This window comes from Clostridia bacterium, from assembly GCA_036654455.1.
Lineage (GTDB): Bacteria > Bacillota > Clostridia > Christensenellales > CAG-314 > JAVVRZ01.
This window is the reverse complement of sequence record JAVVRZ010000002.1, coordinates 131,779-155,534: the sequence shown is the minus strand read 5'-3', so window position 1 is coordinate 155,534 and position 23,756 is coordinate 131,779. Positions and strand designations below refer to the sequence as shown.

General features: G+C 39.8%; 20 protein-coding genes. 19 read left to right on the top strand and 1 reads right to left on the bottom strand.

Annotated elements, in window-relative coordinates:
* Window positions 1–5 precede the first annotated feature (5 nt).
* The 14 genes from citE to RR062_02755 all read left to right on the top strand — a co-directional run bounded on the left by citE (window position 6) and on the right by RR062_02755 (window position 15,222).
* Window positions 6–893, top strand: coding sequence for a citrate (pro-3S)-lyase subunit beta (gene citE / locus RR062_02820; protein ID MEG2026643.1), 888 nt, complete (start codon window positions 6–8; stop codon window positions 891–893).
* A gap of 3 nt (window positions 894–896) precedes the next feature.
* Complete coding sequence (gene citF, locus RR062_02815; protein ID MEG2026642.1) at window positions 897–2,441, top strand: citrate lyase subunit alpha; 1,545 nt, start codon at window positions 897–899, stop codon at window positions 2,439–2,441.
* A 1-nt stretch (window position 2,442) separates the two neighbouring features.
* Complete coding sequence (gene citX / locus RR062_02810; protein ID MEG2026641.1) at window positions 2,443–2,937, top strand: citrate lyase holo-[acyl-carrier protein] synthase; 495 nt, start codon at window positions 2,443–2,445, stop codon at window positions 2,935–2,937.
* Window positions 2,938–2,976: 39 nt separating this feature from the next.
* Window positions 2,977–3,951 (top strand): [citrate (pro-3S)-lyase] ligase, encoded by a 975-nt coding sequence (gene citC, locus RR062_02805; protein MEG2026640.1) that lies wholly within the window; start codon window positions 2,977–2,979, stop codon window positions 3,949–3,951.
* Window positions 3,941–4,750 (top strand): triphosphoribosyl-dephospho-CoA synthase, encoded by an 810-nt coding sequence (locus RR062_02800; protein ID MEG2026639.1) that lies wholly within the window; start codon window positions 3,941–3,943, stop codon window positions 4,748–4,750. The genes citC and RR062_02800 overlap by 11 nt, the downstream gene beginning before the upstream one ends.
* A gap of 116 nt (window positions 4,751–4,866) precedes the next feature.
* The gene (locus RR062_02795; protein ID MEG2026638.1) at window positions 4,867–7,122 is read left to right on the top strand and encodes a hydratase; all 2,256 of its coding nucleotides are present in this window, start codon (window positions 4,867–4,869) and stop codon (window positions 7,120–7,122) included.
* A 9-nt stretch (window positions 7,123–7,131) separates the two neighbouring features.
* Window positions 7,132–8,340 (top strand): NADP-dependent isocitrate dehydrogenase, encoded by a 1,209-nt coding sequence (locus tag RR062_02790; protein MEG2026637.1) that lies wholly within the window; start codon window positions 7,132–7,134, stop codon window positions 8,338–8,340.
* Between the two features lie 11 nt (window positions 8,341–8,351).
* Window positions 8,352–9,737 carry an NADPH-dependent glutamate synthase gene (gene gltA / locus RR062_02785; GenBank protein MEG2026636.1) on the top strand — a complete coding sequence of 462 codons (1,386 nt, stop codon included), beginning with the start codon at window positions 8,352–8,354 and terminating at the stop codon, window positions 9,735–9,737.
* 588 nt (window positions 9,738–10,325) lie between these two features.
* On the top strand, window positions 10,326–11,381 hold the full coding sequence (locus tag RR062_02780; GenBank protein ID MEG2026635.1) for a branched-chain amino acid aminotransferase: 1,056 nt from the start codon (window positions 10,326–10,328) through the stop codon (window positions 11,379–11,381).
* A 20-nt stretch (window positions 11,382–11,401) separates the two neighbouring features.
* Window positions 11,402–11,605, top strand: coding sequence for a 4Fe-4S binding protein (locus RR062_02775; GenBank protein MEG2026634.1), 204 nt, complete (start codon window positions 11,402–11,404; stop codon window positions 11,603–11,605).
* Window positions 11,598–12,659 (top strand): 3-methyl-2-oxobutanoate dehydrogenase subunit VorB, encoded by a 1,062-nt coding sequence (locus RR062_02770; protein ID MEG2026633.1) that lies wholly within the window; start codon window positions 11,598–11,600, stop codon window positions 12,657–12,659. The genes RR062_02775 and RR062_02770 overlap by 8 nt, the downstream gene beginning before the upstream one ends.
* The gene (locus tag RR062_02765; GenBank protein MEG2026632.1) at window positions 12,656–13,402 is read left to right on the top strand and encodes a thiamine pyrophosphate-dependent enzyme; all 747 of its coding nucleotides are present in this window, start codon (window positions 12,656–12,658) and stop codon (window positions 13,400–13,402) included. The genes RR062_02770 and RR062_02765 overlap by 4 nt, the downstream gene beginning before the upstream one ends.
* Window positions 13,402–13,923, top strand: a complete 522-nt coding sequence (locus RR062_02760) for a 2-oxoacid:acceptor oxidoreductase family protein (GenBank protein MEG2026631.1) — start codon at window positions 13,402–13,404, stop codon at window positions 13,921–13,923. Before RR062_02765 ends, RR062_02760 begins: the two co-directional genes overlap by 1 nt.
* Window positions 13,924–13,926: 3 nt before the next feature.
* Complete coding sequence (locus RR062_02755) at window positions 13,927–15,222, top strand: acetyl-CoA hydrolase/transferase C-terminal domain-containing protein (protein ID MEG2026630.1); 1,296 nt, start codon at window positions 13,927–13,929, stop codon at window positions 15,220–15,222.
* A 257-nt stretch (window positions 15,223–15,479) separates the two neighbouring features.
* On the opposite strand, the gene RR062_02750 is transcribed toward RR062_02755, so the two are convergent.
* Complete coding sequence (locus tag RR062_02750; protein MEG2026629.1) at window positions 15,480–17,063, bottom strand: nucleoside recognition domain-containing protein; 1,584 nt, start codon at window positions 17,061–17,063, stop codon at window positions 15,480–15,482.
* 178 nt (window positions 17,064–17,241) lie between these two features.
* On the opposite strand from RR062_02750, the gene RR062_02745 reads away from it, so the two are divergent.
* The 5 genes from RR062_02745 to RR062_02725 all read left to right on the top strand — a co-directional run bounded on the left by RR062_02745 (window position 17,242) and on the right by RR062_02725 (window position 23,551).
* A complete protein-coding gene (locus RR062_02745; GenBank protein ID MEG2026628.1) occupies window positions 17,242–18,018 on the top strand; it encodes an ABC transporter ATP-binding protein in 777 nt (258 codons plus the stop codon).
* The gene (locus RR062_02740; GenBank protein ID MEG2026627.1) at window positions 18,015–19,196 is read left to right on the top strand and encodes an ABC transporter permease subunit; all 1,182 of its coding nucleotides are present in this window, start codon (window positions 18,015–18,017) and stop codon (window positions 19,194–19,196) included. The genes RR062_02745 and RR062_02740 overlap by 4 nt, the downstream gene beginning before the upstream one ends.
* 219 nt (window positions 19,197–19,415) lie before the next feature.
* Window positions 19,416–21,260: a translational GTPase TypA gene (gene typA, locus RR062_02735; GenBank protein MEG2026626.1), complete on the top strand. Its 1,845-nt coding sequence runs from the start codon at window positions 19,416–19,418 to the stop codon at window positions 21,258–21,260.
* 290 nt (window positions 21,261–21,550) lie between these two features.
* A complete protein-coding gene (locus RR062_02730; GenBank protein ID MEG2026625.1) occupies window positions 21,551–22,111 on the top strand; it encodes a TetR/AcrR family transcriptional regulator in 561 nt (186 codons plus the stop codon).
* A gap of 90 nt (window positions 22,112–22,201) precedes the next feature.
* On the top strand, window positions 22,202–23,551 hold the full coding sequence (locus RR062_02725) for a hypothetical protein (protein MEG2026624.1): 1,350 nt from the start codon (window positions 22,202–22,204) through the stop codon (window positions 23,549–23,551).
* The last annotated feature ends 205 nt before the right edge of the window (window positions 23,552–23,756 follow it).

Here is a 23,756-nt window from a genome sequence, read left to right as displayed (position 1 = left end):
ATATTATGGAAAGATTAAGAAGGACTATGATGTTCGTTCCGGGCAATAATCCAAGTATGATGCAAGACGCCCATATTTATGGCGCAGACTCGCTAATGTTTGACTTAGAAGACTCGGTTACGATGCACGAAAAAGACGCTGCAAGACTACTTGTTTACAATTCGCTTAAAACTATTAATTATGGCAACACCGAGCTTGTTGTAAGAATTAATCCTCTCAACACTCCTTATGGCGTTATGGATATTAGAGCTATGGTTTCAGCCGGCGTGCAAGTTATTAGAATGCCCAAGACCGAAACAGCCCAAGACGTAGTCGACGTTGAAAGAGAAATTGAAACAGTTGAAAGAGAAATCGGCGTTCCCGTTGGCAAAACAAGAATAATGGCTGCGATAGAAGGCGCTTTGGGCGTAATTAACGCTTATGCAATCGCTACCGCTTCAAATAGAATGATGGGCATTGCCTTAGGCGCAGAAGACTACTCGGCAAACTTAAAGACAAATCGTAGCAAAGAGGGGACTGAGCTTCTTCTTGCAAGACAAACTATCGTAGTAGCCGCAAGAGCAGCCGGAATTGACGCATTAGACACAGTATTTTCGGACCTCAACGATATGGACGCTTTTGAAAAAGAAGTTACGTTGATTAAACAACTAGGATTTGACGGCAAGAGCATAATCAACCCAAGACAAATTAGCGTTATTCACCGCATATTTGCTCCCACCGAAAAAGAGCTTGAAAAAGCCGGTCGCATAATGTATGCAATCAAGGAAGCAGAGGCTCGTGGTAGCGGAGTTATCAGCCTAAATGGCAAAATGGTTGACAAGCCCGTAGTAATTAGGGCGCAAAGATGTATCGAACTTGCTAAGGCGTGCGGTATGTTAGAGGAGGATATTTAAATTATGGATAAATTACTTGACGAGGCTAAATTATCTAAGCAATTAGATATGCCAATATATGAAGATAACTGGAATAGCAATACAATAAAGAGAGATTTTACCCCAAGGTTAGAATTACAAACCAAATGCGGTAAAATTACCGACCTTGAAAGCGCAATTAAGAGCGCAGGGCTTAAAGACGGTATGACAATTTCTTTCCACCACCATTTTAGAAACGGCGACAAAATTCTCAATATGGTTATGGATAAACTCGCCGGTATGGGCTTTAAAAATTTACAAATCGCTCCTTCTTCGTTAAGCGAAGTTCACAGTCCGTTAATTAAACATATACAAAACGGCGTTGTGACAAGAATTCAAACTAGCGGACTAAGAGGCGAACTTGCCGAGGCAATTTCACACGGCTTAATGGAAAATCCCGTTATTTTCCGTTCGCACGGCGGTAGAGCGGCTGCTATTGCAAACAAACAACTCCACATTGACCTAGCGTTTATCGGCGCATCTTCTTGCGACTATTTAGGCAACGCTAACGGTTACAGTCGTGAAAAAGAGAAGTCTATTTGCGGTAGCTTAGGCTATGCAAAAGTAGACGCCGAATATGCCGACAAGGTTATTATTTTAACCGATAGTTTGGTAGCTTACCCCAATGTACCGGTTGCAATTAGCGAGAAACACGTTGACTATATTGTAAGCGTAGAAGAAGTTGGCGACGCAACCAAGATAGCTTCCGGCGCAATCAAAGAAACGAAAAATCCTCACGATATTTTAATTGCCCAAACAGCTGCGCAAGTAGTTGAGTTTGGCGGTTTCTTCTATGATGGTTTCTCTCTACAAACCGGTTCGGGCGGAGCTAGCCTTGCTTGCACTCAATATATTAGAGAAGCTATGATTCGCAAAAATGTCAAAGCTAGATTTGCTCTTGGCGGAATTACAAGCCACATGGTTCAACTTCACGAAGAAGGGCTTATCGGCAAATTGCTTGATGTACAAAGTTTTGATATGGTTGCCGCGCGTTCGCTTAAAAATAACCGTTTCCACCAACAAATATGCGCTAATATTTACGCTAACCCTTATCAACAAGGTTCGGCTATTCACTGGTTAGACGTAGTTATGTTGTCGGCTCTTGAAGTTGACGTTAACTTTAACGTAAACGTTCTAACGGGTAGCGACGGCGTAATTAGAGGGGCAATAGGCGGTCACCCCGACACTGCTTGCGGAGCTGCATTATCAATAGTGCTTTGTCCTTTAACAAGAGGTAGAATTCCCTGCGTAGTTGAAAAAGTTACGACGTTAATCACGCCGGGTTCGTTTGTAGACGTAATTGTCACCGACCAAGGCGTAGCGGTTAATCCCGCTAGACCCGAAGTTGCAAAAAGACTTAAAAAAGCCGGCATTAAAATTGTATCTATCGAAGACCTTAAAGCAAAGGCGGAGAAAATTCTCGGCAAGCCCGACGAACTACCCTTTGGCGACAAGGTTGTCGGCGTAGTTACAAGTCCGGACAATGCAATACTTGATTTAATTTATCAAATTAAGGCGGTTGAGGAATAGTTTGGTCAGTTTACAACAAATACTAGCCAGCAAAGACGCAAGGCAAAGCTTGCAACGACAATTAATTCAAAAATATGGCAAGACGGTAATATCGTTTACCGTCCTTGCCGTTGGAAGTAATAAGCAATCAAGCAATTCGACTTTTGTAGGGCAAGTTGGCGTAGAAACAATAGAGCAAACTTTTAAAGACCTAATTGTTTTTAAACAAGTCGACGACGACCCAACAGGGTTTCAGTCCTTGTTTGTAGTCGATTTAGAGGAAGTTGCCGTTAAGAAACTTACTACCGCAATAGAAGAAAATCACAAATTAGGCAGGCTATTTGATATTGACGTAATCGGTAAAAACTTTATTCCTTTGTCAAGGGAAAGTATAGGTTACGCTAAACGCAAATGTTTGCTATGCGACAATCCCGCTTGCGAGTGCGCAAGGGCAAAAGTTCACAGCATTAGCCAACTTAATCAACAAATAGAAAATATTATATCAGCATATAAATAAAAAGGAAAGCCAGTGTTTGACAATTATGAGTTAAGAGATATGCCCATAAGTGCAAAACGTACCTTAAATAAGGTACAGTCTTTCCTCATAGCTAACGATTTAAGCCCCGAAACATTAGACTGTTACGTGGGGCTTTTTGATGGCGAAAGGTTAGTCGGCGGAGGCGGAACATACAAAAATGTTATAAAATGCGTAGCCATTGACCAAGAGCTTAGAGAGCAATCTTTGACAAACAAGTTAGTATCTTGTCTAAGACAAAAAATTAAACTACAAGGCTACGGCAACATTTTTGTATTTACAAAACCTATGTACAAACAAGTGTTTACTAGTCTTGCTTTTTACGTTGTAGGGAGTTCTTCGCAGGCAATACTGCTTGAAAGTAATCACTATGGAATAGACGATTACGCCCAGAGTTTGCGTCCGTATAGTAAAAACGGCGTAAGCGGAGCTGTGGTAGTAAACTGCAATCCTTTTACTAACGGTCACTTATATTTAATCGAACAAGCAAGCAAACTTGTAGATTTTCTACACGTCTTTGTAGTTAGCGAAGATTTAAGCAAGTTTAGATTTGACGACAGACTTAGGCTTGTTAGACAAGGAATAAGTCACTTGCCTAACGTAATAGTACACCAAGGTAGCGAATATATTATTTCCGCAGCTACTTTCCCCTCGTACTTTCTTAAAGACAATTTGATAGTTGCCCGTAACCAAATGCAACTAGATTTAGATATATTTTGTAAACATATAGCGCCCGCTTTAAATATTACCAAGCGTTTCGTGGGTAGCGAGCGAGAAATTTTTTTGTGTAGTTACAATGAGATTATGCAAGAAGTGTTAGCTAAACACAACATTGAGTGTAAGGTTATAGAACGGCTTAAATTAAACGACAAGCCAATTAGCGCAAGTTACGTAAGAGAGTTATTCGCCAAAAACGATTTTGAAACAATCAAGCAATTAGTTCCGCAGTCAACCTATGACTTTCTTGTTTCACACGACGCAGACTATGCAAGATAATTTTTCTTGTAGCGTAGTAGACGCCGTTTTTTGGGCTTTGCAAGAAGAACTTGACACTACCCCTAAGCCCGGTTTAGTTGACCGAGCTAATTCGGGAGCGCACGCCGATATGAATTACGATACTTTTGTATCTAGCATTAAGGCGATTAGCAAAGAGTTTGCTAAATATGTGGTTATATCTAATTCCGCCGACCTTGTCGAAGTTGCCAAGCGAGCAAAAACTTGCGGAATTGAGATTGAACAAACTATGCTTGACGCAACTTTGGGCATAAACACTCATAAGGGCGCAATATTTTGTCTAGGGTTACTTGTTTGTTCGGTTAGTTATAACAGGGCAAACGGTATTAGCAACACTCTTAGTAATGTTTGCGACACTATAAAGAAGTTAGTCGACCAACTGAGCAAACTTGCCACTAAGGCTAATTCGCACGGGCAAGTAGTAAAAGATAAATACAAAGTTAGCGGAGCTTTTGAGCAAGCAAAAGAGGGCTATTTTGACTATTTAACCAATTCCCTTGCAATTTTAGGCGAAGTAAACAATGTCGGTAAAATTAAAGTTCTGCTTTACGCTATGTCGCAACTTACAGACACAAACATTTGTTATAGGGTAGGCGACGTAGTAGCAAGCCAAGTCAGGGTAATAGCTAGTCAAGCGCTCAAAGACTTTGACTTAGCAAAGGTAACAAAGCTTGACCAAGAATTTATTAAAGCTAACATCAGCGGAGGCGGTAGCGCAGATATGTTAAGTTTAACCTTACTTTGTTACAAGTTAAAGGAATATAAATTTATTACGCTTTAAAAGTTAGATAGAATATTACCTTTATTAGACAAGATAAATTAAAGTATAAGAATAACAAGCTATAAGCTTGATATATAAAAACAATATTTTGTATTATATTTAGGAGGAATTACACTGTGATTCAACTGTTAGAAAAGGGCGCATACTTAAAAAATGGTAAAACCCTTATTGAAGAAGGAGAGGGCTTACCCACTCCGCAAGAGGCGAGGGAGAATACCTTAGCGTATCAAATTCTTCGCAAGCACAATATGTCCGGGCTAAGCAACAAGTTAAATATCGTTTTTGACTGTTTAATGTCCCACGATATTACCTATGTAGGTATTATCCAAACTGCTCGTGCAAGCGGACTAACCGAATTTCCAATGCCCTACGCTATGACCAACTGCCACAACTCATTGTGTTCGGTAGGCGGAACTATTAACGAAGACGACCACGTATTTGGTCTGTCGGCGGCTAAAAAGTACGGTGGTATCTATGTGCCTGCTAACCAATCGGTTATTCACCAATATGCAAGAGAAGCTATGGTTAAATGCGGTAGTATGATACTAGGTAGCGACAGCCACACCCGTTACGGCGCATTAGGCACAATGGGCATAGGCGAAGGCGGTCCGGAACTTGTTAAACAATTACTTAAAAATACTTATGACGTTGACGCTCCCCAAGTTGTGTTAGTATGGCTTGAAGGCGAGGTTAAGAAGGGCGTTGGACCTCACGATATTGCAATTTCTCTTGTTAAAGCCGTATTTGAGAATGGTTTTGTAAATAACAAGGTGTTAGAATTTGCAGGACCGGGAGTAGCTAAACTTCCTATTGATTTTAGAAATGGCATTGACGTTATGACAACCGAAACAACTTGCTTATCTTCGATTTGGGTAACCGATAACGTTGTTAAAGACTATTACATTGAGCACGGCAAGAAAGAAGACTACGCCGAACTTAAACAAGGCGATATTTGCTACTACGACTCGGTAATTAAGATTGACCTATCTACCGAAGAATGTATGATAGCTCTACCTTTCCACCCTTCAAACGCTTATACAATTCACTATGTGCAAGAACACGCAGCCGAATTGTTTGCCGAACTTGACCAAAGTACAAAAAAGAAATTTGGCGACAAAGTCCAATATAACCTATGCGACAAGATTGTAGATGGCAAAGTAGTAGTTGACCAAGGCATTATCGCAGGTTGCGCAGGCGGACTATATGATAACTTAACCGAATCTGCAAGTATCCTTAAAAATGCTTCAACAGGCAACGATTATTTCAGTTTGTCAATTTATCCAGCTTCTATGCCGGTTGCAGTTGCAATCACTAAGGACGGCACAGCGCAAACTTTATTAGAAGCCGGCGCAGTGATTAAACCCTCGTTCTGCGGTCCTTGTTTTGGCGCAGGCGACGTTCCCGCAAACAATGCTCTTTCAATTAGACACACTACAAGAAACTTCCCAAATAGAGAAGGCAGTATTCCCGCAAACGGACAGATTAGTTCGGTTGCTTTAATGGATGCAAGAAGTATTGCAGCAACCGCTGCAAACGGTGGCATTTTAACCGCCGCTACCGACATTGATTACGCTCAACCTAAGAAGAAATATCACTTTGACGGCAGTATCTATGCAAAGAGAGTTTATAATGGTTACAAGAAGGCAGATAATTCTGTCGAACTTAAACTTGGACCAAATATTACCGACTGGCCTAAAATGTATGCGTTATCGCAAAATATGTTGCTCAACCTTGTAGCTGTAATACACGACCCCGTTACAACAACAGACGAGCTTATTCCTTCGGGCGAAACAAGTTCTTACCGCTCTAATCCTCTTAAACTTGCAACTTTTGCGTTAGGCAGAAGAGAACCTCAATACGTAGCTCGTAGCAAGAAGGTTCAAGACGCCGACAGGGCAAGACGAGCCGGCAATGTCGACCAAAGCATAATTAACGCTTTAAATACCGTTGGTAACGCCGACGAATTAGTTAAGGCTACTTCTTATGGTTCTTGTATATTTGCCAATAAGCCCGGCGACGGTTCGGCAAGAGAACAAGCCGCAAGCTCGCAAAAAGTTCTCGGCGGCGACGCTAATATTTGTTACGAATACGCTACCAAGAGATATAGAAGCAACTGTATTAACTGGGGCATTGTGCCTTTTACCATTGACAAAGATGTTCCATTTGAGTACAATGTAGGCGATTATATTTACGTTCCCAACGTAAGGCAAGCGATTGAACAAGGTAACGCTAATATTCCAGCTAAGGTTATTACAAACGGAATAGCCAAAGATATTATGCTTCACGTTGCAAATTTAACCCAAGACGAAAAAACAATATTGCTAGAAGGTTGCCTAATGAACTATTATGCAGCTATCAACGCAAAAAAATAGGAGATATTTATGAAAATCAAAATGACCACACCCTTAGTTGAAATGGACGGGGACGAAATGACCAGAATTTTGTGGAAGATGATTAAAGATGAGTTAATCCTTCCCTTTGTAGACCTTAAAGTTGATTATTACGACTTAGGCTTACAAGAAAGAGATCGCACAAACGACCAAGTTACGGTAGATTCTGCAAATGCAACAAAGAAGTATGGCGTTGCGGTTAAATGCGCCACAATTACTCCTAACGTTGCAAGAATGTCGGAATACAATCTTAAAGAAATGTGGAAGAGCCCAAACGGCACTATCCGTTCAATACTTGACGGCACAGTTTTCCGTGCTCCAATTACAATTAACTGTGTTAAACCCGTAGTAAAAACCTGGAAAAAACCTATCACAATAGCAAGACACGCTTACGGCGACGTATACAAGGCTTCGGAAATTAGAACAGAAGAAGGCGGAGTTGCCACCCTTAGATTTGTTGGCGATAGCGGTAAAGTTACCGAAGTTGAAGTTGCTAAATTAAAGGGCGCAGGCGTGCTACAAGGTATGCACAATAAAGATAGTTCAATTATCTCTTTTGCTCACTCTTGTTTCAAATTTGCAATCGAAAGCAAACAAGATTTGTGGTTTGCAACCAAAGAAACAATCAGCAAGAAATATGACGGCGCTTTTAAAAAGATTTTTGAAGATATCTACGAATCGACCTATAAGACAGAATTTGAAAAATTAGGATTAGAATATTTCTATACCTTAATTGACGACGCAGTAGCCAGAGTTATTCGTAGCGACGGCGGATTTATTTGGGCTTGTAAGAACTATGACGGCGACGTAATGAGCGATATGGTTTCGACAGCTTTTGGTTCTCTTGCTATGATGACAAGCGTACTTGTTTCGCCTGATGGCAACTTTGAGTACGAAGCGGCTCACGGCACGGTAACAAAGCACTATTATAAATTCTTAAAGGGCGAAGAAACTTCTACTAACCCAGTAGCTACAATTTTTGCTTGGAGCGGAGCTTTCAAAAAGAGGGGCGAGAAAGACAATCTACCCGAATTAATCGCTTATGGCGACAAACTTGAACAAGCTACAATTCAAACATTAGAAGAAGGCATAATGACCAAAGACCTAGTTGGTCTTGCCGAAGGTATTGCGCCTAAACTAGTAAATTCCCAAGTCTTTATTAAAGAAATAGCATCAAGACTTGCTAAATTGCTTAAATAAGGAGATAAGTAGTGAGTAACCGAGTGCCTTTAACGCACCAACAACCTAATCAGCGCATAAGCAACTTTTCCGAAGTAATTATGGGTTATAGCAAGGCAGAGGCCGTCGCCGAGGCGACGAGGTGTCTTAATTGCAAAAAACCACGCTGTGTTACGGGGTGCCCTGTGCACACAAACATACCTTTATTTATAAGTTGTTTAAAAGAAGATAAACTTGACTTAGCCTATGATGTAATTTCCTTGACTAACAGTTTGCCCTCGGTGTGCGGTAGAGTTTGTCCGCACGAGCATCAATGCGAGGGCAACTGTATACAAGGGATTAAGGGACAATCTATCGCAATAGGCAGTCTTGAAAGATTTATCGCAGATTATCACGTCAATAAATTGCAAATAGCTCAACCCGTAAAGGTCAGCTGGTCAAACGCTATTAACACCAAGATTGCAGTAATAGGTAGCGGTCCAGCAGGGCTTACTTGCGCTAGCGAGCTAGCTCAAAATGGTTACCACGTAACTATTTTTGAAAAGAACGCTCACGCAGGCGGAATGTTAGTTTATGGCATACCTAAGTTTAGGCTTCCTCGTGAAGTCGTAGATAAACAGTTAGAGGAACTTGCCGAACTAGGCGTGGAGATTAAGACTAATTCGCCTATTGAGAATGCTCAGTCGCTGGAAAATCTTAGAATGCTTGGATATGACGCTTTCTTTATAGCAATCGGCGCTACAAAACCCTATCAAATGGGGGTAGAGGGCGAACAGCTAGAAGGCGTATTTACAGCTAGCGAATATCTTGCAAGAATTAATTTTTTAGACATTTCGGACAATCATATAGACGCAAACCGTGTAGTAGCCGTAGTTGGCGGTGGCAATACCGCAATGGACGCAGCAAGATGCGCTCTTAGACAAGGGGCAAGCAAGGTTTATTGTATTTATCGTCGTTCGGAAAAAGAAATGCCGGCTTGCAAAGAGGAGATTGAAGACGCCGTTGACGAAGGAATCGACTTTAAATTTCTTACTAATCCAATTAGAATAATAGGCGATAACGGTTACGCTATCGGGATAGAATGCGTAAAAATGGAGCTAGGCGAACTTGACGGCTCGGGCAGACCCAAAGCTATCCCTATCAAAGACTCAAATTACACAATTTCGGCAGACTGTATAATTATGGCGTTAGGCGCTTCGCCCGACCAAGTAATTAAGCAAGCCATACAAGACCTACAATTTAGCCCAAAAGGCACAATCGTAGCCGACGAGAAGTGTCGAACAAATGTAGAAGGCGTTTTTGCAGGCGGTGACGTAGTAAATGGTTCGGCTACCGTAATTACCGCAATGAGCGCAGGGCGTACGGCGGCAAGGTCAATTATGGAATATCTTAGCGACAAATACAAGACCGAACAATAATTTTTGACAATACTAATTTAATCTAGCTCCTTACATACTATTGCTAAGGAGCTTTTTTATTAGCAAATTTAATACAACCAAACCGATTACATAGATAATTTGTTTTTTTAAGCGTTTTTGAAAAGAACAGGCTTGTTTTTGAAGAAATTTTACGCTTTGTAACACCTTTTACGAAGCAACGGTTAAAGATTTAAACCCTCTATTTAGAACAAAAAGATTGACGCAAAAACTTCAAAAGTCAACAAAAATAGCAATAAATAGAAGTTAACAAATAAAATGCTTTGAGTTAAAATTTTGCCAATCAATGTAAGTTTTAAATACTTAAAAAGTTTAAACTTCACTTAACTTTTAACTAATTTTGTCAAATAGGGTATTGACTTTTTTAGTCGACTGCGTTATTATAATAGCGTATGGAACTATTATCAATAATTATGTGCAATAGTGTTTTACTCGGGCTAAACACAGTAATTTATATAGGCTATCCTTTAAAGGAAGTCTTTTTCAAGTAATCGTAAGGCTATCCTTTAAAGGAAGTCTTTTTTTAGGTAATTCAACAAATGTTGACAATATAAATTTTGGGAGGCTAATATGGAATTTATTAAAGCAAGCAAGCTTAAAGAGAAACCAAAGAACACTAATCTTAAATTCGGTAGCGTATTTACAGATTATATGTTAGAGATGGACTACGATCAAGGCAAGTGGAGCGCTCCGCTTATTTGTCCTTACCACGACTTAACAATGTCGCCGGCAACGCTATGTTTGCACTATGGTCAAGGAATATTTGAGGGTTGTAAAGCATTTAAGAACAATCAAGGAGAGATTACTCTTTTCCGTATTGACGACAACTTGGCAAGAATGAATCTAAGCGCAGACAGAATGTGTATGCCTAGACTCGATGTCGAATTAGTTAAACAAGCCTTAATCGAATTAATCAAACTTGAAAAAGATTGGATACCCGTAGCCGATGGTTGTTCGCTCTATATTAGACCTACTATGGTAGCTACCGACGTAGGCGTAGGCGTAAGACCGGGACTACAATACAAATTCTTTGTTATTCTTAGTCCGGTTGGCGCATATCTACACGGCATTGATTGCCCTTCTACAATAAGAATTGAAGACCACTATGTAAGAGCCGCAATCGGCGGGACAGGTGAAGCTAAATGTATGGGTAACTACGCTACTTCTTTACTTGCAGTAGACAAGGCAAAGAAGGACGGTTACGACGAAGTATTATGGCTTGACGCTGCCGAGCATAAATATATTGAAGAAGTCGGCGCTATGAACGTAATATTTGTAGTCGACGGCAAAGTTATCACCCCTGCTTTAAACGGCAGTATTTTAAGAGGAATAACCAGAGATTCGGTTTTGAAGATACTTAGAAACGAAGGCATAGAAGTAGAAGAAAGAAGAATTTCAGTTGAAGAATTAATCACAGCTCACAAGGCTGGCAAATTTACCGAGATGTTTGGCGTAGGCACAGCCGCAGTTGTGTCGCCGGTAAGCGTACTTGCTTATAAGGGCGTAGACTACCGCATTAACGACGGCAAAGTGGGAGAGATTAGCAAACTTGCTTATTACAAACTTGACGACATTAGAACAAGAAAGACACCCGACAAATTCAACTGGCTAACAATCGTAAAATAATATATAAAGAGGTAAATCAAATGCAAGTAAAAATCAGTTTTGAAGTATGCAAGGGCTGTGGACTGTGCGTTAAAGCCTGCCCTAAAAAAGTTCTTGCTATTGGAGAAAAAAGCAACAGAGCGGGTTACTTTGTAGCCCAAGTTGCAAATCCCGAACAATGTATAGGTTGCTGTGCTTGCGCTTATATGTGTCCGGATAGCGCAGTGGAGGTGCAGAATGGCTAAACAATTAATTAAAGGCAACGAAGCTATCGGCGAAGCCGCAATTCGTGGCGGTTGCAGATTCTTCTTTGGATACCCTATTACCCCCCAAACCGAAATACCCGAATATCTCTCAAAGAGAATGTTTGAAGTTGGCGGTTGCTTTATACAAAGCGAAAGCGAAATTGCCGCAATAAATATGGTTTACGGCGCAGCAGCTGCTGGCGCAAGAGCAATGACAAGCAGTTCTTCTCCGGGAATTAGCTTAAAGCAAGAAGGTATATCTTACATAGCTTGTGCTCAACTACCTTGTGTAATAGTTAATATGCAACGTTCTGGTCCGGGTCTAGGCGGTATTACTCCTTCGCAAGCCGACTATTTCCAAGCCGTTAAGGGTGGCGGACACGGCGACTATAAAATGATTGTTTACGCTCCTTCAACCGTACAAGAAGCCGTTGATATGATGTATGTTGCGTTTGACAAGGCAGACCAATATCGTATGCCGGTATTTATACTAGGCGATGGTATGCTAGGGCAAATTATGGAGCCGGTAGAATTTCCCCCTATGAAAGAAATGCCCGACCCCGAAACCAAAGATTATGCGACAACAGGCACTCACTCTGGCAAGGACAGAAGAATAGTCAACAGTCTACATATTGAAGTAGAAGATAACGAAGCTCACAACAAGATGCTTCAAGCTATCTACAAGCAAGTAGAAGATAACGAAGTTCAATGCGAAGAATTTATGTGCGAGGACGCAGAGATACTACTTACCGCTTATGGCACAGTAGGCAGAATTTGCAAGTCAACCGTTAAGAATTTACGCAATAAGGGCGTAAAAATCGGCTTAATTAGACCTAAGACTTTATTTCCTTTCCCCACAAAAATTTATCAAAAGTATCTCGACAAGGGTATTATCAAACGCCTTATCACGGTTGAATTATCTAGCGGTCAATTTGTAGAAGACGTTAGGTTATCGGTAAACGGCAGATTACCCGTTGAGTTTTACGGCAGAATGGGCGGAGCGGTTATGACGCCCGAAGAGATTGTTAAATTTGTAGAGGAGGTAGGCAAATAATGGCGACTTATAAAAAATCTTCAATGCTAACCGATACCCCGCTTAGCTTTTGTCCGGGTTGTACGCACGGTATTGCCCACAAACTTATCGCCGAAGTACTAGAAGAACTTAAACTTGAAAAGAATGTAATAGGCGTTGCCCCTGTTGGTTGCGCTGTATTTGCATATAAATTCTTCAACTGCGATATGCAGGAAGCGGCTCACGGTCGTGCTCCGGCAGTTGCTACTGGTATTAAGAGAGTTCACCCTAGTAAAGTAGTATTCGCTTATCAAGGCGACGGCGACCTAGCTAGTATTGGTCTAGCCGAAATAGTTCACGCAGCTTTAAGAAATGAGAATATTACCGTAATATTTATCAACAACTCTATTTATGGTATGACAGGCGGACAGATGGCGCCCACAACATTAATAGGTCAAAAGACAACTACCAGCCCCTTTGGTAGAGAAGCAAGCCGTTGTGGCAATCCTATCAAAGTTTGCGAAATGCTGGCAACTCAGGACGGGCCAGTTTATCTTGAAAGAGCTATGCTAAGCGATTATGCAAACGTTATTAAGGCTAAACGAGCAATTAAGAAAGCGTTTACTTATCAAATGGAAGGCAAAGGTTTCTCTCTTGTCGAACTACTATCAAGTTGTCCTACAAACTGGAATATGAGTCCAAGCGATTCGCTTGAATTTATGAAAAACGAAGTAACAAAAGAATATCCACTAGGCGTATATAAAGACATAGGAGGTAACAAATAATGGAATATAGAATTGTTTGTTCGGGCTTTGGCGGACAAGGCGTATTATCGCTAGGCAAATTTATCATCTATTCGGCAATCGATAAGGGACTTGAATCGACTTGGCTACCTAGCTATGGTCCAGAAATGAGAGGCGGTACGGCAAACTGTTCGTTGGTAATTGCCGACGACGAAGTTGCTTCTCCCCTTGTAAATACCCCAGATTGCGTTATCGCTATGAATAGACCTAGCCTTGACAAATTTGAGAATGCTATCGTACCCGGCGGTATGATGATAGTCAACAGCAGTTTAATCGACGTAAAGGTACAAAGAAAAGATATTTCGGCTATTTATGTTGACGCAACTGAGATTTCTCACAAACTTGGCAATGACCGTTCGGCTAATATAGTAATGTTAGGCGCTTTTATTAAGGCTACTAATATTCTTGACAAAGAAACTGTAATAAAGATGCTTTCTAACAAATTTGGGAGTAAAAAAGATAGCGTGATAGCGATATTTAACGCTGGATACGAGGCTAAGTAGATTATGGATTATACCAACAAACTTATCACAACCGAGCAGGCGCTAGCCCTAGTAAAGAGCGGTTACAAAGTAGCCGTTGGCGAGGGGCAGGGAGCGCCGAGAGGATTTCTATCTAAGTTCCACACATTAGAAGACAAGGTTAACAACGTCGAACTGTGGACTTGTAGATTACCGCAAGGTTTTCCTATGCTAGAAATGCGTAACATAACGTTCTGCACAATCCACGATACTTTTATAACTAAACCATTAAGAAATGCAGAATTTAAAAATATTTCTTATGTTCCCACACATCTATCTAAGCTAGGCGCTACCGTTTCGGCGCAAAGAGTACCCGATATATTTGTTACTACTTGTTCTTTGCCCAAACCAAACGGAATGGTTTCCTCAGGTCTAAGTGGTGGGCTTGCTAAGGAGCTAAGACAAAAAAGTAGAATTATTATTGCAGAAATCAACGAGAATATGCCTTATACTTACGGCGACACCGAGTTTTCTTTAAATGACGTTGACTATGTTACGGAGGAGAATATTCCTCTTAATCCGGTTATACTTGGAAAAGTAAGCGACCGAGATAGAGAAATAGGCAACCTTGTAGCCGAATATATCGACGACGGCGACTGCTTGCAAGTAGGTATCGGCGGTATTCCCGACGCTCTTATGCAATGTCTTAAAGATAAGAAAGATTTGGGCATACATACTGAGCTATTAGGCGACGGATTAATTGACCTTGTAGAGGCTGGCGTAGTTACAAATGCGCGCAAAACTCTTTATAAGGGCAAGATTGTCACTTCGATAGTAGACGGCACGCAAAAAGCGTTTGACTTTGTAAACGACAACAAAGACGTAATTGTATTTGACAGTAGCTACACTAACGACGTTGCCGTACTTCAACAAAACGACAATCAAGTGTCAGTCAATACAACGCTAGAAGTCGATTTAACCGGACAATGTTGTAGCGAGTCGTTGGGTAGCCGTCAATATAGCGGTACTGGCGGTCAAGCCGATACGGCGATAGGCGCTCAAAGAGCCAAAAACGGCAAATCATTTATTGTGCTAGGGTCTACGGCAAATGTTCTAGAAAGTGGCAACGTTAAAATGATTAGCAAGATTGTGCCTCAACTAAAAAGAGGCGCTACCGTAAGTCTTCAACGTAACGACGTGCAATATATAGCTACCGAATACGGTATTGTCAATCTTAGAGGTTGTTCAATGAAAGAAAGAGCCTTAAAGCTTATTTCAATCGCTCATCCGGGATTTAGAGATTGGCTAACCGAAGAAGCCGAAAAGTTAAACCTAATATAAATTTTACTAAATAATCAAGATAAGTTTAAGGGAGAACAATTTTTTGTTCTCCCTTAAATATTGTAAATATAATATATTTTTTAAATAATAGTTTACTTTATAAATTTAGTTTTGTCTTATGTTAATGGTAGTTTTATTTTAGTTTGTAATATTTAAATCGATTAGTCCTCACAACCTTTATTAGTTTAGGTCAAATTAATTCTCTTTAATAATTAATAAATTTGTTCCTAGCGGTTACAAGTCTATACGCTACTAATTTATAAAAATAACGCTACTAAGTTAAATAGCCAATTTGCAAGTATTCCTGCAAGCAGTCCGCCGATAGTGTGGAAAGCAATCGACCAACCTACGAGATTTCTAAAATGTAAGGTATCCATCATAGATACGTGAGTTGAGAGATAACCGCTCCAAAACATACTCATAGAGGTAAATACGGCAATATTATTTGGCGTAAGCATTCCCGACTTAGCAAGTTCGGGAACAAGGCTTACCGCAGCGCCGGCAGAGCCGAGAGAAGTTAGGGGAACAGCTATTGCTTCGGGCGAATTGAAGCCAAAGAGAGGGTTTAGGACGGGCATTAGAAACTGCCCTACCTTTGTTATAAAGCCTATCCCTTCGCCGTATGCGCCACTATAACCGCCCTCAGGACAGCCATTTGTAAGCATAAGCACAAGGGTAGCGATTATTAATACGCCGGGTATAATACCTAGCCCAATTTTTACTCCGCTTTCGCCTCCGTCAAGCATAGCCGAAAAAAGCCTAGACATTACGCTACCTTGACGAACTTCACGATATTTAAGTAAGTCTACGGTAGCCGAAGTATCTTCTTCTACTGCGGGTTGGTCTTTTCCAAAGACTCGTTTGGTCTTAAATAACATTAAGCGAGTTGTTACAATACTAGCTAGTACTACCGCAAGTAGCCCAATTAAGATTGCAAGCGAGAAATGTTCGCCCTTAACCGAAGACATAGCCACTATTACAATTAAGCCCATACCAAAAGTTGTGCCTATATTTGTAAGCGCAGCAAGCTGATATTTTTTAAAGTATCTTGCAAAGTTTTTGTCGTTTCCAAGAGTGAGAATAGCGGGGTTATCCGAAAGGAAAGAAGTAAGTATAGCTACGCTTGTAGCGCCGGGCATACCATATAAAGGTCGCATAAGCGGAGAAAAAACTTTGTTAGCTATCGAGGTTACGCCAAATTCGTTGAGTATTCCCGAAAGAGCGCCCATAAGCACAATCAAAGCGAGCAAATACCACACAGTGTTTGTCAACAGGTGAAAAGCGGTATTAAACATAGTGTTAAGCGAATTTGTAAAGCCCATAATCAAACCGAAAGCGATTACTCCGCCTGCGATTAATGCAAGACAGATAAACCCTTCTAGACTTACGACTTTTTTGTATACGTTGATTTGCGGGGTATCGGTTTTTACTATTGTTTGGTGAATAACTATGTTTGAAGGTTTTTCGTTATGTTTTGCTTGCGTTATAGCTTCTTCATAAAGAGAAGTTTGGTTAGCAGTCGCAACTTCTTCTTGACTAGCAGTAGAATTTGTGGCTGGGTTAGCAGTCGCAACTTCTTCTTGACTAGCGGTAGAATTTGTGGCTGGGTTAGCAGTCGCAATTTCTTCTTGACTAGCGGTAGAATTTGTGACTTGGTTAGCAGTCGCAACTTCTTCTTGATTTGTAGCGTCGAAGTTGCTAGACGGTTGGTCTGCTTGACTAGCCATTTGTGGTGGCAAGGTTTGAGCGGGACTGGTATTTAATTGACTAGCGACTTCGCAATCGTCTTTATTAATCGGTAAGTTTTTGCTAGCCGTTTTTCGTGTAATTTTCTTTGGCATAGTAATTGTCCCCTTTTTTATTCTAGCGGTTTATAGACGCAATCAATAAAAAGTTATCACTTGTTTGGCTAACTGTCAAGCATTATTATTAATCTAATACAGTAAGTTTTTTTAATTGCAATAATTTAATAAAGTATGATATAATTAAAACATATTTGAGCGTTAAGGAGAGAAAATAATGCAACAAGAAGTACTTGTAGTTAATGAGTTAGTCAAGACTTTTAAGCTTTCGTCAAAGCAACAAAAAATTGAGAAGACAAAAGTTAAAGTAAAGACCGCAGTCGGCGGAATATCGTTTAGCGCAAATAAAGGTGAAATTTTCGGTTTGCTCGGTCCAAACGGAGCGGGAAAAACTACTACTCTAAGAATACTTGCCACATTAATTAAGGCCGATTCTGGCGACGCTACAATAAACGGAGTAAGCGTTATTGCAAACCCCGAGAAAGTTAGAGAGAACATTGGTTTTTTAACAAGCGACCTCAAACTTGAAGATTTCTTTACTCCAAACTATCTATTTGACTTTTTTGCCGAACTTCATAATATGAGTAAAGAGACAACGGCTCAGCGAAAGACAGAGTTGTTTACTAAGTTTGGCATTGACGAGTTTGCCGAAGTGCGTATTGGCGAGCTTTCAACGGGCATGAGGCAAAAAGTGTCGCTGGTTATTTCAATAGTACACAACCCCGACTTTATTATTTTTGACGAACCTACTAATGGGCTTGACGTGCTTACGGCTAAGGTAGTTACCGACTTTTTGTTAGAATTAAGGCAACTAGGCAAGAGCATAATTCTTTCTACCCATATATTTAGTCTTGTTGAGAAGATTTGCGACAAAGTAGGTATTATTATCGACGGTAAGATGTGTTGTTGCGGTACGCTTGCCGAACTTACCAAAGAGCAAGATTTAGAGAGCTTGTTTTTCGACCTATACAAGCAAAGCAAGGAGATAAAATGAAAAATATATTGGTAATTATTAAAAAAGAATTTACACGTTTCTTTTGCGACCGTAGACTTGTGCTTACCACCTTAATTTTACCCGCATTATTGATTTTCGCAATGTATTCTCTAATAGGCGGAGCGATGGACAGAGAATTTGAAGTTAGCAAAGACTATGTTTATCAAGTGTATTCTTGCAACACTCCCGAATCTGTTTCTAATATTGTAACGCTTAACAAAATAAAAATAAAATTCGTAGATATAGGCGAATATACGATTGAACAAGCCAAAGAGAAACTTGTTAATAAAACGCTTGACTTAGTTATAGTTTTTCCGCAAGACTTTGACAATCTTGTAAAAGATTACGATATAACTAATCCGCAAGCAATAGCCCCCAATATAAATATGTTTTACAACTCAACACGCACCGAGTCATATACTGCGTATAGTATGTTTAGCGGAATATTTAACAGTTACGAAGCTATGTTAGCTAATAAATTCGATATAAATAAAGGCAACCCTTCCGCCGACCTTGCTACCAAAAAAGACACTACGGGCAAATTTTTTGCAAGTCTGTTACCTATGCTTATGATGAGCTTTTTGTTTAGCGGTTGTATGGCCATTGCGCCCGAGTCAATCGCAGGGGAAAAAGAGCGTGGGACAATAGCGACGCTACTTGTTACCCCCTTAAAGAGAAGTCACCTTGCGGTAGGCAAAATAATCAGCTTGTCGGTAATCGCCCTACTTAGCGGTATTTCAAGCTTTTTAGGCACGGTTTTGTCGCTACCTAAAATGATACACGGCGCAGGAGATGGGGCAAGCCAGTATGTTTTTGGCGACTATGCAATGTTATTTATGGTAATTCTTTCAACCGTTCTTTTACTTACGGCTTTAATTTCGGTAATATCGGCTTACTCGAATAGCGTTAAACAAGCAAGCGCCCTAGTTACTCCTATTATGATTCTTTCAATGCTACTAGGACTTACAACTATGTTTAGCGACGGAGCGGTAACAAATTTGTGGTTATATTTAATACCGCTTTATAACAGCGTTCAAACTATGAACGGCATTTTCTTGTTTACCCCAAACTATCTTGCCGTAACGTTTACCGTAGTTATTAATATTTTGCTTGCCGTAGGTCTTTCGGCATTACTTGCCTATATGTTTAAGCAAGAAAAGTTTATGTTTGCAAAATAACCTAGTTAAAAACTAATAATTAGAATTAATATCTAAATAAACAATTTCTTAGCTTTAAGTACATTTATCGCATAGTGTTTGACAAAATTACAAATTTGCTGTAAAATTATAAAAGTGAAAAGATAAAAAATATCTTTTCGCTTTTTTGATTATTATAAGCAAAGGCTTTTGGTTATAATAATTGTACAAAAGGCAATTTAAAATATTGGAGTTAAAACTTTGACAGTAAGAAATGATTTAAGAAATGTAGCCATTATTGCCCACGTAGATCACGGCAAAACTACCCTTGTAAACGAGATGCTTAAACAAAACGGTGTTTTTCGTGAAAATCAAGCCGTTATGGATAGAGTTATGGACAGTAGCGACCTTGAAAGGGAGCGTGGTATTACCATATTAGCAAAGAATACCTCAGTATTCTATAAGGGCATAAAGATTAATATTATTGATACGCCCGGTCACGCCGACTTTGGCGGAGAGGTCGAAAGGGTATTAAAAATGGTTAGCGGAGTGCTTGTTCTTGTAGATGCGGCGGAAGGGCCAATGCCCCAGACACGCTTTGTAATGCAAAAAGCGCTTGACTTAGGACACAAACTTATTGTAGTAGTCAACAAGATAGACCGAGCCGACGCAAGACTTGGCGAAGTCGAGAATGAGATTCTCAATCTTTTATTAGAGCTTAACGCAAATGAGGAACAATTTAGTAGCCCTATTATATATTGTTCGGGTAGATTTGGTACGGCAACGCTAGATTATCATAATCCCGGCAAAAATTTAGTTCCCTTATTTGATATGATAGTTTCGCATTTTCCACCGCCCGAAGTCGACTTAGACAAACCTTTACAAATGCTTATTTCTAGCGTAGACTACAACGATTACGTTGGACGGATTGGAATAGGTAGGGTAGAACGTGGAATGATTAAGGTTGGTCAAGTTGTAACGCTATGCAATCATAACAACGTATTAATCAACAAGACAGGCAAGATTATTAGCCTCTATCAAATAGAAGGGCTTGCTCGTAAGGCGGTAGACAAGGCAAACGCAGGCGATATTATATGCGTGTCAGGGTTAGAAGATATTTCAATAGGCGACAGTCTGTGCGACCCCGTCGACGTTACGCCAGTGCCTTTTGTAAAGATATCTCAGCCTACGGTAGAAATGACTTTTTCGGTAAATGACAGCCCGTTTGCAGGTCGAGAGGGCAAATTTGTCACAACTAGACATTTAAGAGATAGACTATTTAGAGAAACGCTCAAAGACGTTTCGCTTAGGGTAGAGAATAGCGATACAACCGACGGTTATCGTGTTTGCGGTAGAGGTGAAATGCACCTTTCTATTCTTATAGAAACAATGCGTCGTGACGGTTATGAATTTACCGTTAGTTCGCCAAAAGTTCTTTATAAGATGGTAGGCGATGTTAAGTATGAGCCAGTTGATAGATTAATTGTTGACGTTCCTACCGACAAGAGCGGAGCAGTGTTTGAGAGTATGGGTTCACGCAAGGGCGAACTACTTCAAATGGAGAGCTTGTCGCAAACTCGCACAAGAATGGAATTTGCCGTTCCCGTAAGAGGTTTGTTTGGCTACAAGAGCCAATTTTTAACCGATACAAGGGGCGAAGGCGTTTTTAATACGTTATTTATGGAATATCAACCCTATAAAGGCGAGATTTATCGTCGATTTACCGGTTCGCTAGTCGCATTTGAAACCGGCGAAGCCGTAACCTATGGTCTATTTAATGCGCAAGGCAGAGGTCAACTATTTATTGCGCCAAATACCGAAGTATATGAGGGCATGATTGTGGGTATTTGCCCCAAAAACGAGGACATAGCGGTCAACGTTTGCAAACGCAAACATCTTACAAATACAAGGGCGGCGTGTAGCGACGATGCGTTAAGACTAGAAACCCCCAAAAAACTCAGCCTAGAAGAAGCGCTTGAATTTATCGCCGACGACGAACAAATAGAAGTAACTCCTAAGACAATACGCTTACGCAAGAAGATATTAAATAACGACCAACGCTTAAAGTTTATAGCTCGTCAAGGCAAAATTGCCAATAGCAATTAATATTTTTTTAAGCCAAAATGCCGATATATTAAAAATTGTAGATAAATTCGTTACTTAATTTGCCAAATCCAAATGCTTGCGCAATGTTTAGTAGTTTTCAACTTAGTAATCTTATATCTTAGCTAATTTGTCCAACCTACCAAATTTAATAGAGTCTACATTACTCAACTTAACCAATTTTTACCACGCAACTTGCGTGGTTTTTTATTTATAAAATATTTTTTATTTATGCGTTGACTTTTATTATGAACAGTGTTACAATTAAAATAATAATAAGGGAGGGTTTGATTTTGCCTAAGATTTTATGCGACGTTAAACAGCAACTGTTTAAGACTACACGAGAAATTCTTAAAGAGGGAAGCGATTGCTTTAATATGCGTGCACTAGCTCAACGCAGTGATATTGCGCTAGGCACAATTTACAACTACTACGACTCTAAGGTTGACTTGATTATTGATATGATAAGTCAACAATGGGAAGAATGTTTTTATAACATCGAATCGCTTGCCTGCCAAGATTTCTTTTTAAGTATGGAGAAGTTGTATTTTCACATTTATAGCCATTTAAGAAATTTCGAGAGCGACTGGTTAAAACTGCTTGCTACGCTTAGTATCAAAGAGAAGCTTGTCGCAAGGCGAGTTGAAAAAAAATATATGGATAGAATGCTCGATTTAATCGGGTTGTTTTTGAGCAAAGATAAGGAATTGTTGTCTAGTTTGGTTGTTCAAAAGTTTGGGTTAGAGCGTATTAGCCGTTACATCTTTGACAATTTTATGAATATGCTTAAAACCGACAACAAAGATTTTTCTTTTTTAGATTTTATTTTACGAGCAATTTTTGAAAAGAAATAATCGCTAATAATGTAAGTAATATAAGATTAAATTTTAAGATAAGTAAGTAATATAAGATAATATATAAGACTAAATTTTAAGGAGAAGAATATGAACACACATTCTACTTTAACCAAAGACAAGCTAGTACCGTATTTACTGTTTATTCTAGCGCAAGTATTCGCTTTTGGATTTATTGTAGCGCTTCAATTTGTCAGCCCCAAAGAGATGTTGTGGCTGTTTATTCTAGTTTTGCTACTAATGCACGTAGGTATCGCCTTGTTTATTGTCAGTAAAAAACTGTTTAAAAAAGTTGGCGTCAACCTAAGCCGTAGGTATTTAATAGAATACGTCTTGCTTTTAGCCTACATACCATTTTTGCTAATTAAGATTATCGGGTTACCTTTTCACTTTGAAATTCCAAGAAATATAAAAATGCCTATAATTTATGCAATTACCGCTATTGTAGTTGTGGTAAGCGTATATAACGATATTATAGTATATAAAATTATAAAGAAATTTAAAAAGGAGAATTTGCAAATGGACAAAACAGAAATGAAGAGTTTGAGAATTGTCGACAACTTTTATCAAACATCAAGTTATTTTCCAATGCCAACAATGCTAATAGGCACGCTTGCCGAAGACGGTTCAACGACCTATGGTTCTTATTCGCTATGCTTTCCTTTCTATATTGCCGGAAAAGACTATTACGCAATGATTTTAAACTGCCGTAACAGTTCTAACACCTGCAAGAACATTTTAAGGACGGGCAAAGCAAGCCTTAACTTTGTGCCTGCAAGCAAACGCATTTTGCGTGAGTGCGTAAGGCTAGGTTTCCCGGGAGATTCGGCAAAAGAGAAGATGAAAGACTTCTGCCTAACTATGAAAGACGGCTTAATGGCGACGGAAAATCCCAAAGAGAAGTTTCCTAAGATTGTAGAAGAAAGTTTCCAAGTATTTGAGTGTAGCTGGGTTAAAGAGATTGACGGAGCGCAAGACGATAAGGTTCAAGAAGTTTACGACCCGCCATACCACGCTTGCAACGGTATAACTTCGCCTCACGGCGCTCACTTTATCTTAAAGATTGACAAAATTTTATTAAAAGAAAAGCAACACAAGGGTATTTTAGATGGAGTTAAACCTTGTTCGTTCCCGCCTATTCCCGTAGACTATGGTTATAGAGATAGCAAAAACTTCTGGATTGCTACCAAAAAGACGCCTTACGCCGAAACAGTTCAAGCCAAAGCCGTAGACGTTGAGTCTGTGCTTTACGCTGCAAATCGTATTGACCCTACCGTACAATTTACAAGGGAAGCTTGCGAAACAATGACCAAAGTGCCTCGTATTTTCCTAACAACCGCCCTAAAAGGCTGTATCGATTGGGCAAAAGCTCGCAAAATAACCCTTATTGAGAAAGAACACATGGCAAAAATTAGAGATAAGCACGCCGACGACAAATAAACCTATCGCCGTTTTTAAAAAAACATATTAAAGTTTTACCCAAAGAATATTTATATCCTTTGGGTTTTTTATGTCTACCTAGGGGCATAATGCTAATTGTTATTTCTTATAACGATTAATAACAATGCAAATATATATTTTGTTAAGTAATTGTAGCGAAAAACTCGAATATTGAAAATTGTGTTATAATTAGACATTATAATGA

Excerpts from the sequence above, each read along its gene's own strand:
- citE (MEG2026643.1), top strand. The coding sequence starts at position 6 with ATGGAAAGATTAAGAAGGACTATGATGTTCGTTCCGGGCAATAATCCA.
- citF (MEG2026642.1), top strand. The coding sequence starts at position 897 with ATGGATAAATTACTTGACGAGGCTAAATTATCTAAGCAATTAGATATG.
- citC (MEG2026640.1), top strand. The coding sequence starts at position 2,977 with ATGCCCATAAGTGCAAAACGTACCTTAAATAAGGTACAGTCTTTCCTC.
- RR062_02800 (MEG2026639.1), top strand. The coding sequence starts at position 3,941 with ATGCAAGATAATTTTTCTTGTAGCGTAGTAGACGCCGTTTTTTGGGCT.
- RR062_02790 (MEG2026637.1), top strand. The coding sequence starts at position 7,132 with ATGAAAATCAAAATGACCACACCCTTAGTTGAAATGGACGGGGACGAA.
- RR062_02780 (MEG2026635.1), top strand. The coding sequence starts at position 10,326 with ATGGAATTTATTAAAGCAAGCAAGCTTAAAGAGAAACCAAAGAACACT.
- RR062_02775 (MEG2026634.1), top strand. The coding sequence starts at position 11,402 with ATGCAAGTAAAAATCAGTTTTGAAGTATGCAAGGGCTGTGGACTGTGC.
- RR062_02770 (MEG2026633.1), top strand. The coding sequence starts at position 11,598 with ATGGCTAAACAATTAATTAAAGGCAACGAAGCTATCGGCGAAGCCGCA.
- RR062_02760 (MEG2026631.1), top strand. The coding sequence starts at position 13,402 with ATGGAATATAGAATTGTTTGTTCGGGCTTTGGCGGACAAGGCGTATTA.
- RR062_02755 (MEG2026630.1), top strand. The coding sequence starts at position 13,927 with ATGGATTATACCAACAAACTTATCACAACCGAGCAGGCGCTAGCCCTA.
- RR062_02750 (MEG2026629.1), bottom strand. The coding sequence starts at position 17,063 with ATGCCAAAGAAAATTACACGAAAAACGGCTAGCAAAAACTTACCGATT.
- RR062_02745 (MEG2026628.1), top strand. The coding sequence starts at position 17,242 with ATGCAACAAGAAGTACTTGTAGTTAATGAGTTAGTCAAGACTTTTAAG.
- RR062_02740 (MEG2026627.1), top strand. The coding sequence starts at position 18,015 with ATGAAAAATATATTGGTAATTATTAAAAAAGAATTTACACGTTTCTTT.
- RR062_02725 (MEG2026624.1), top strand. The coding sequence starts at position 22,202 with ATGAACACACATTCTACTTTAACCAAAGACAAGCTAGTACCGTATTTA.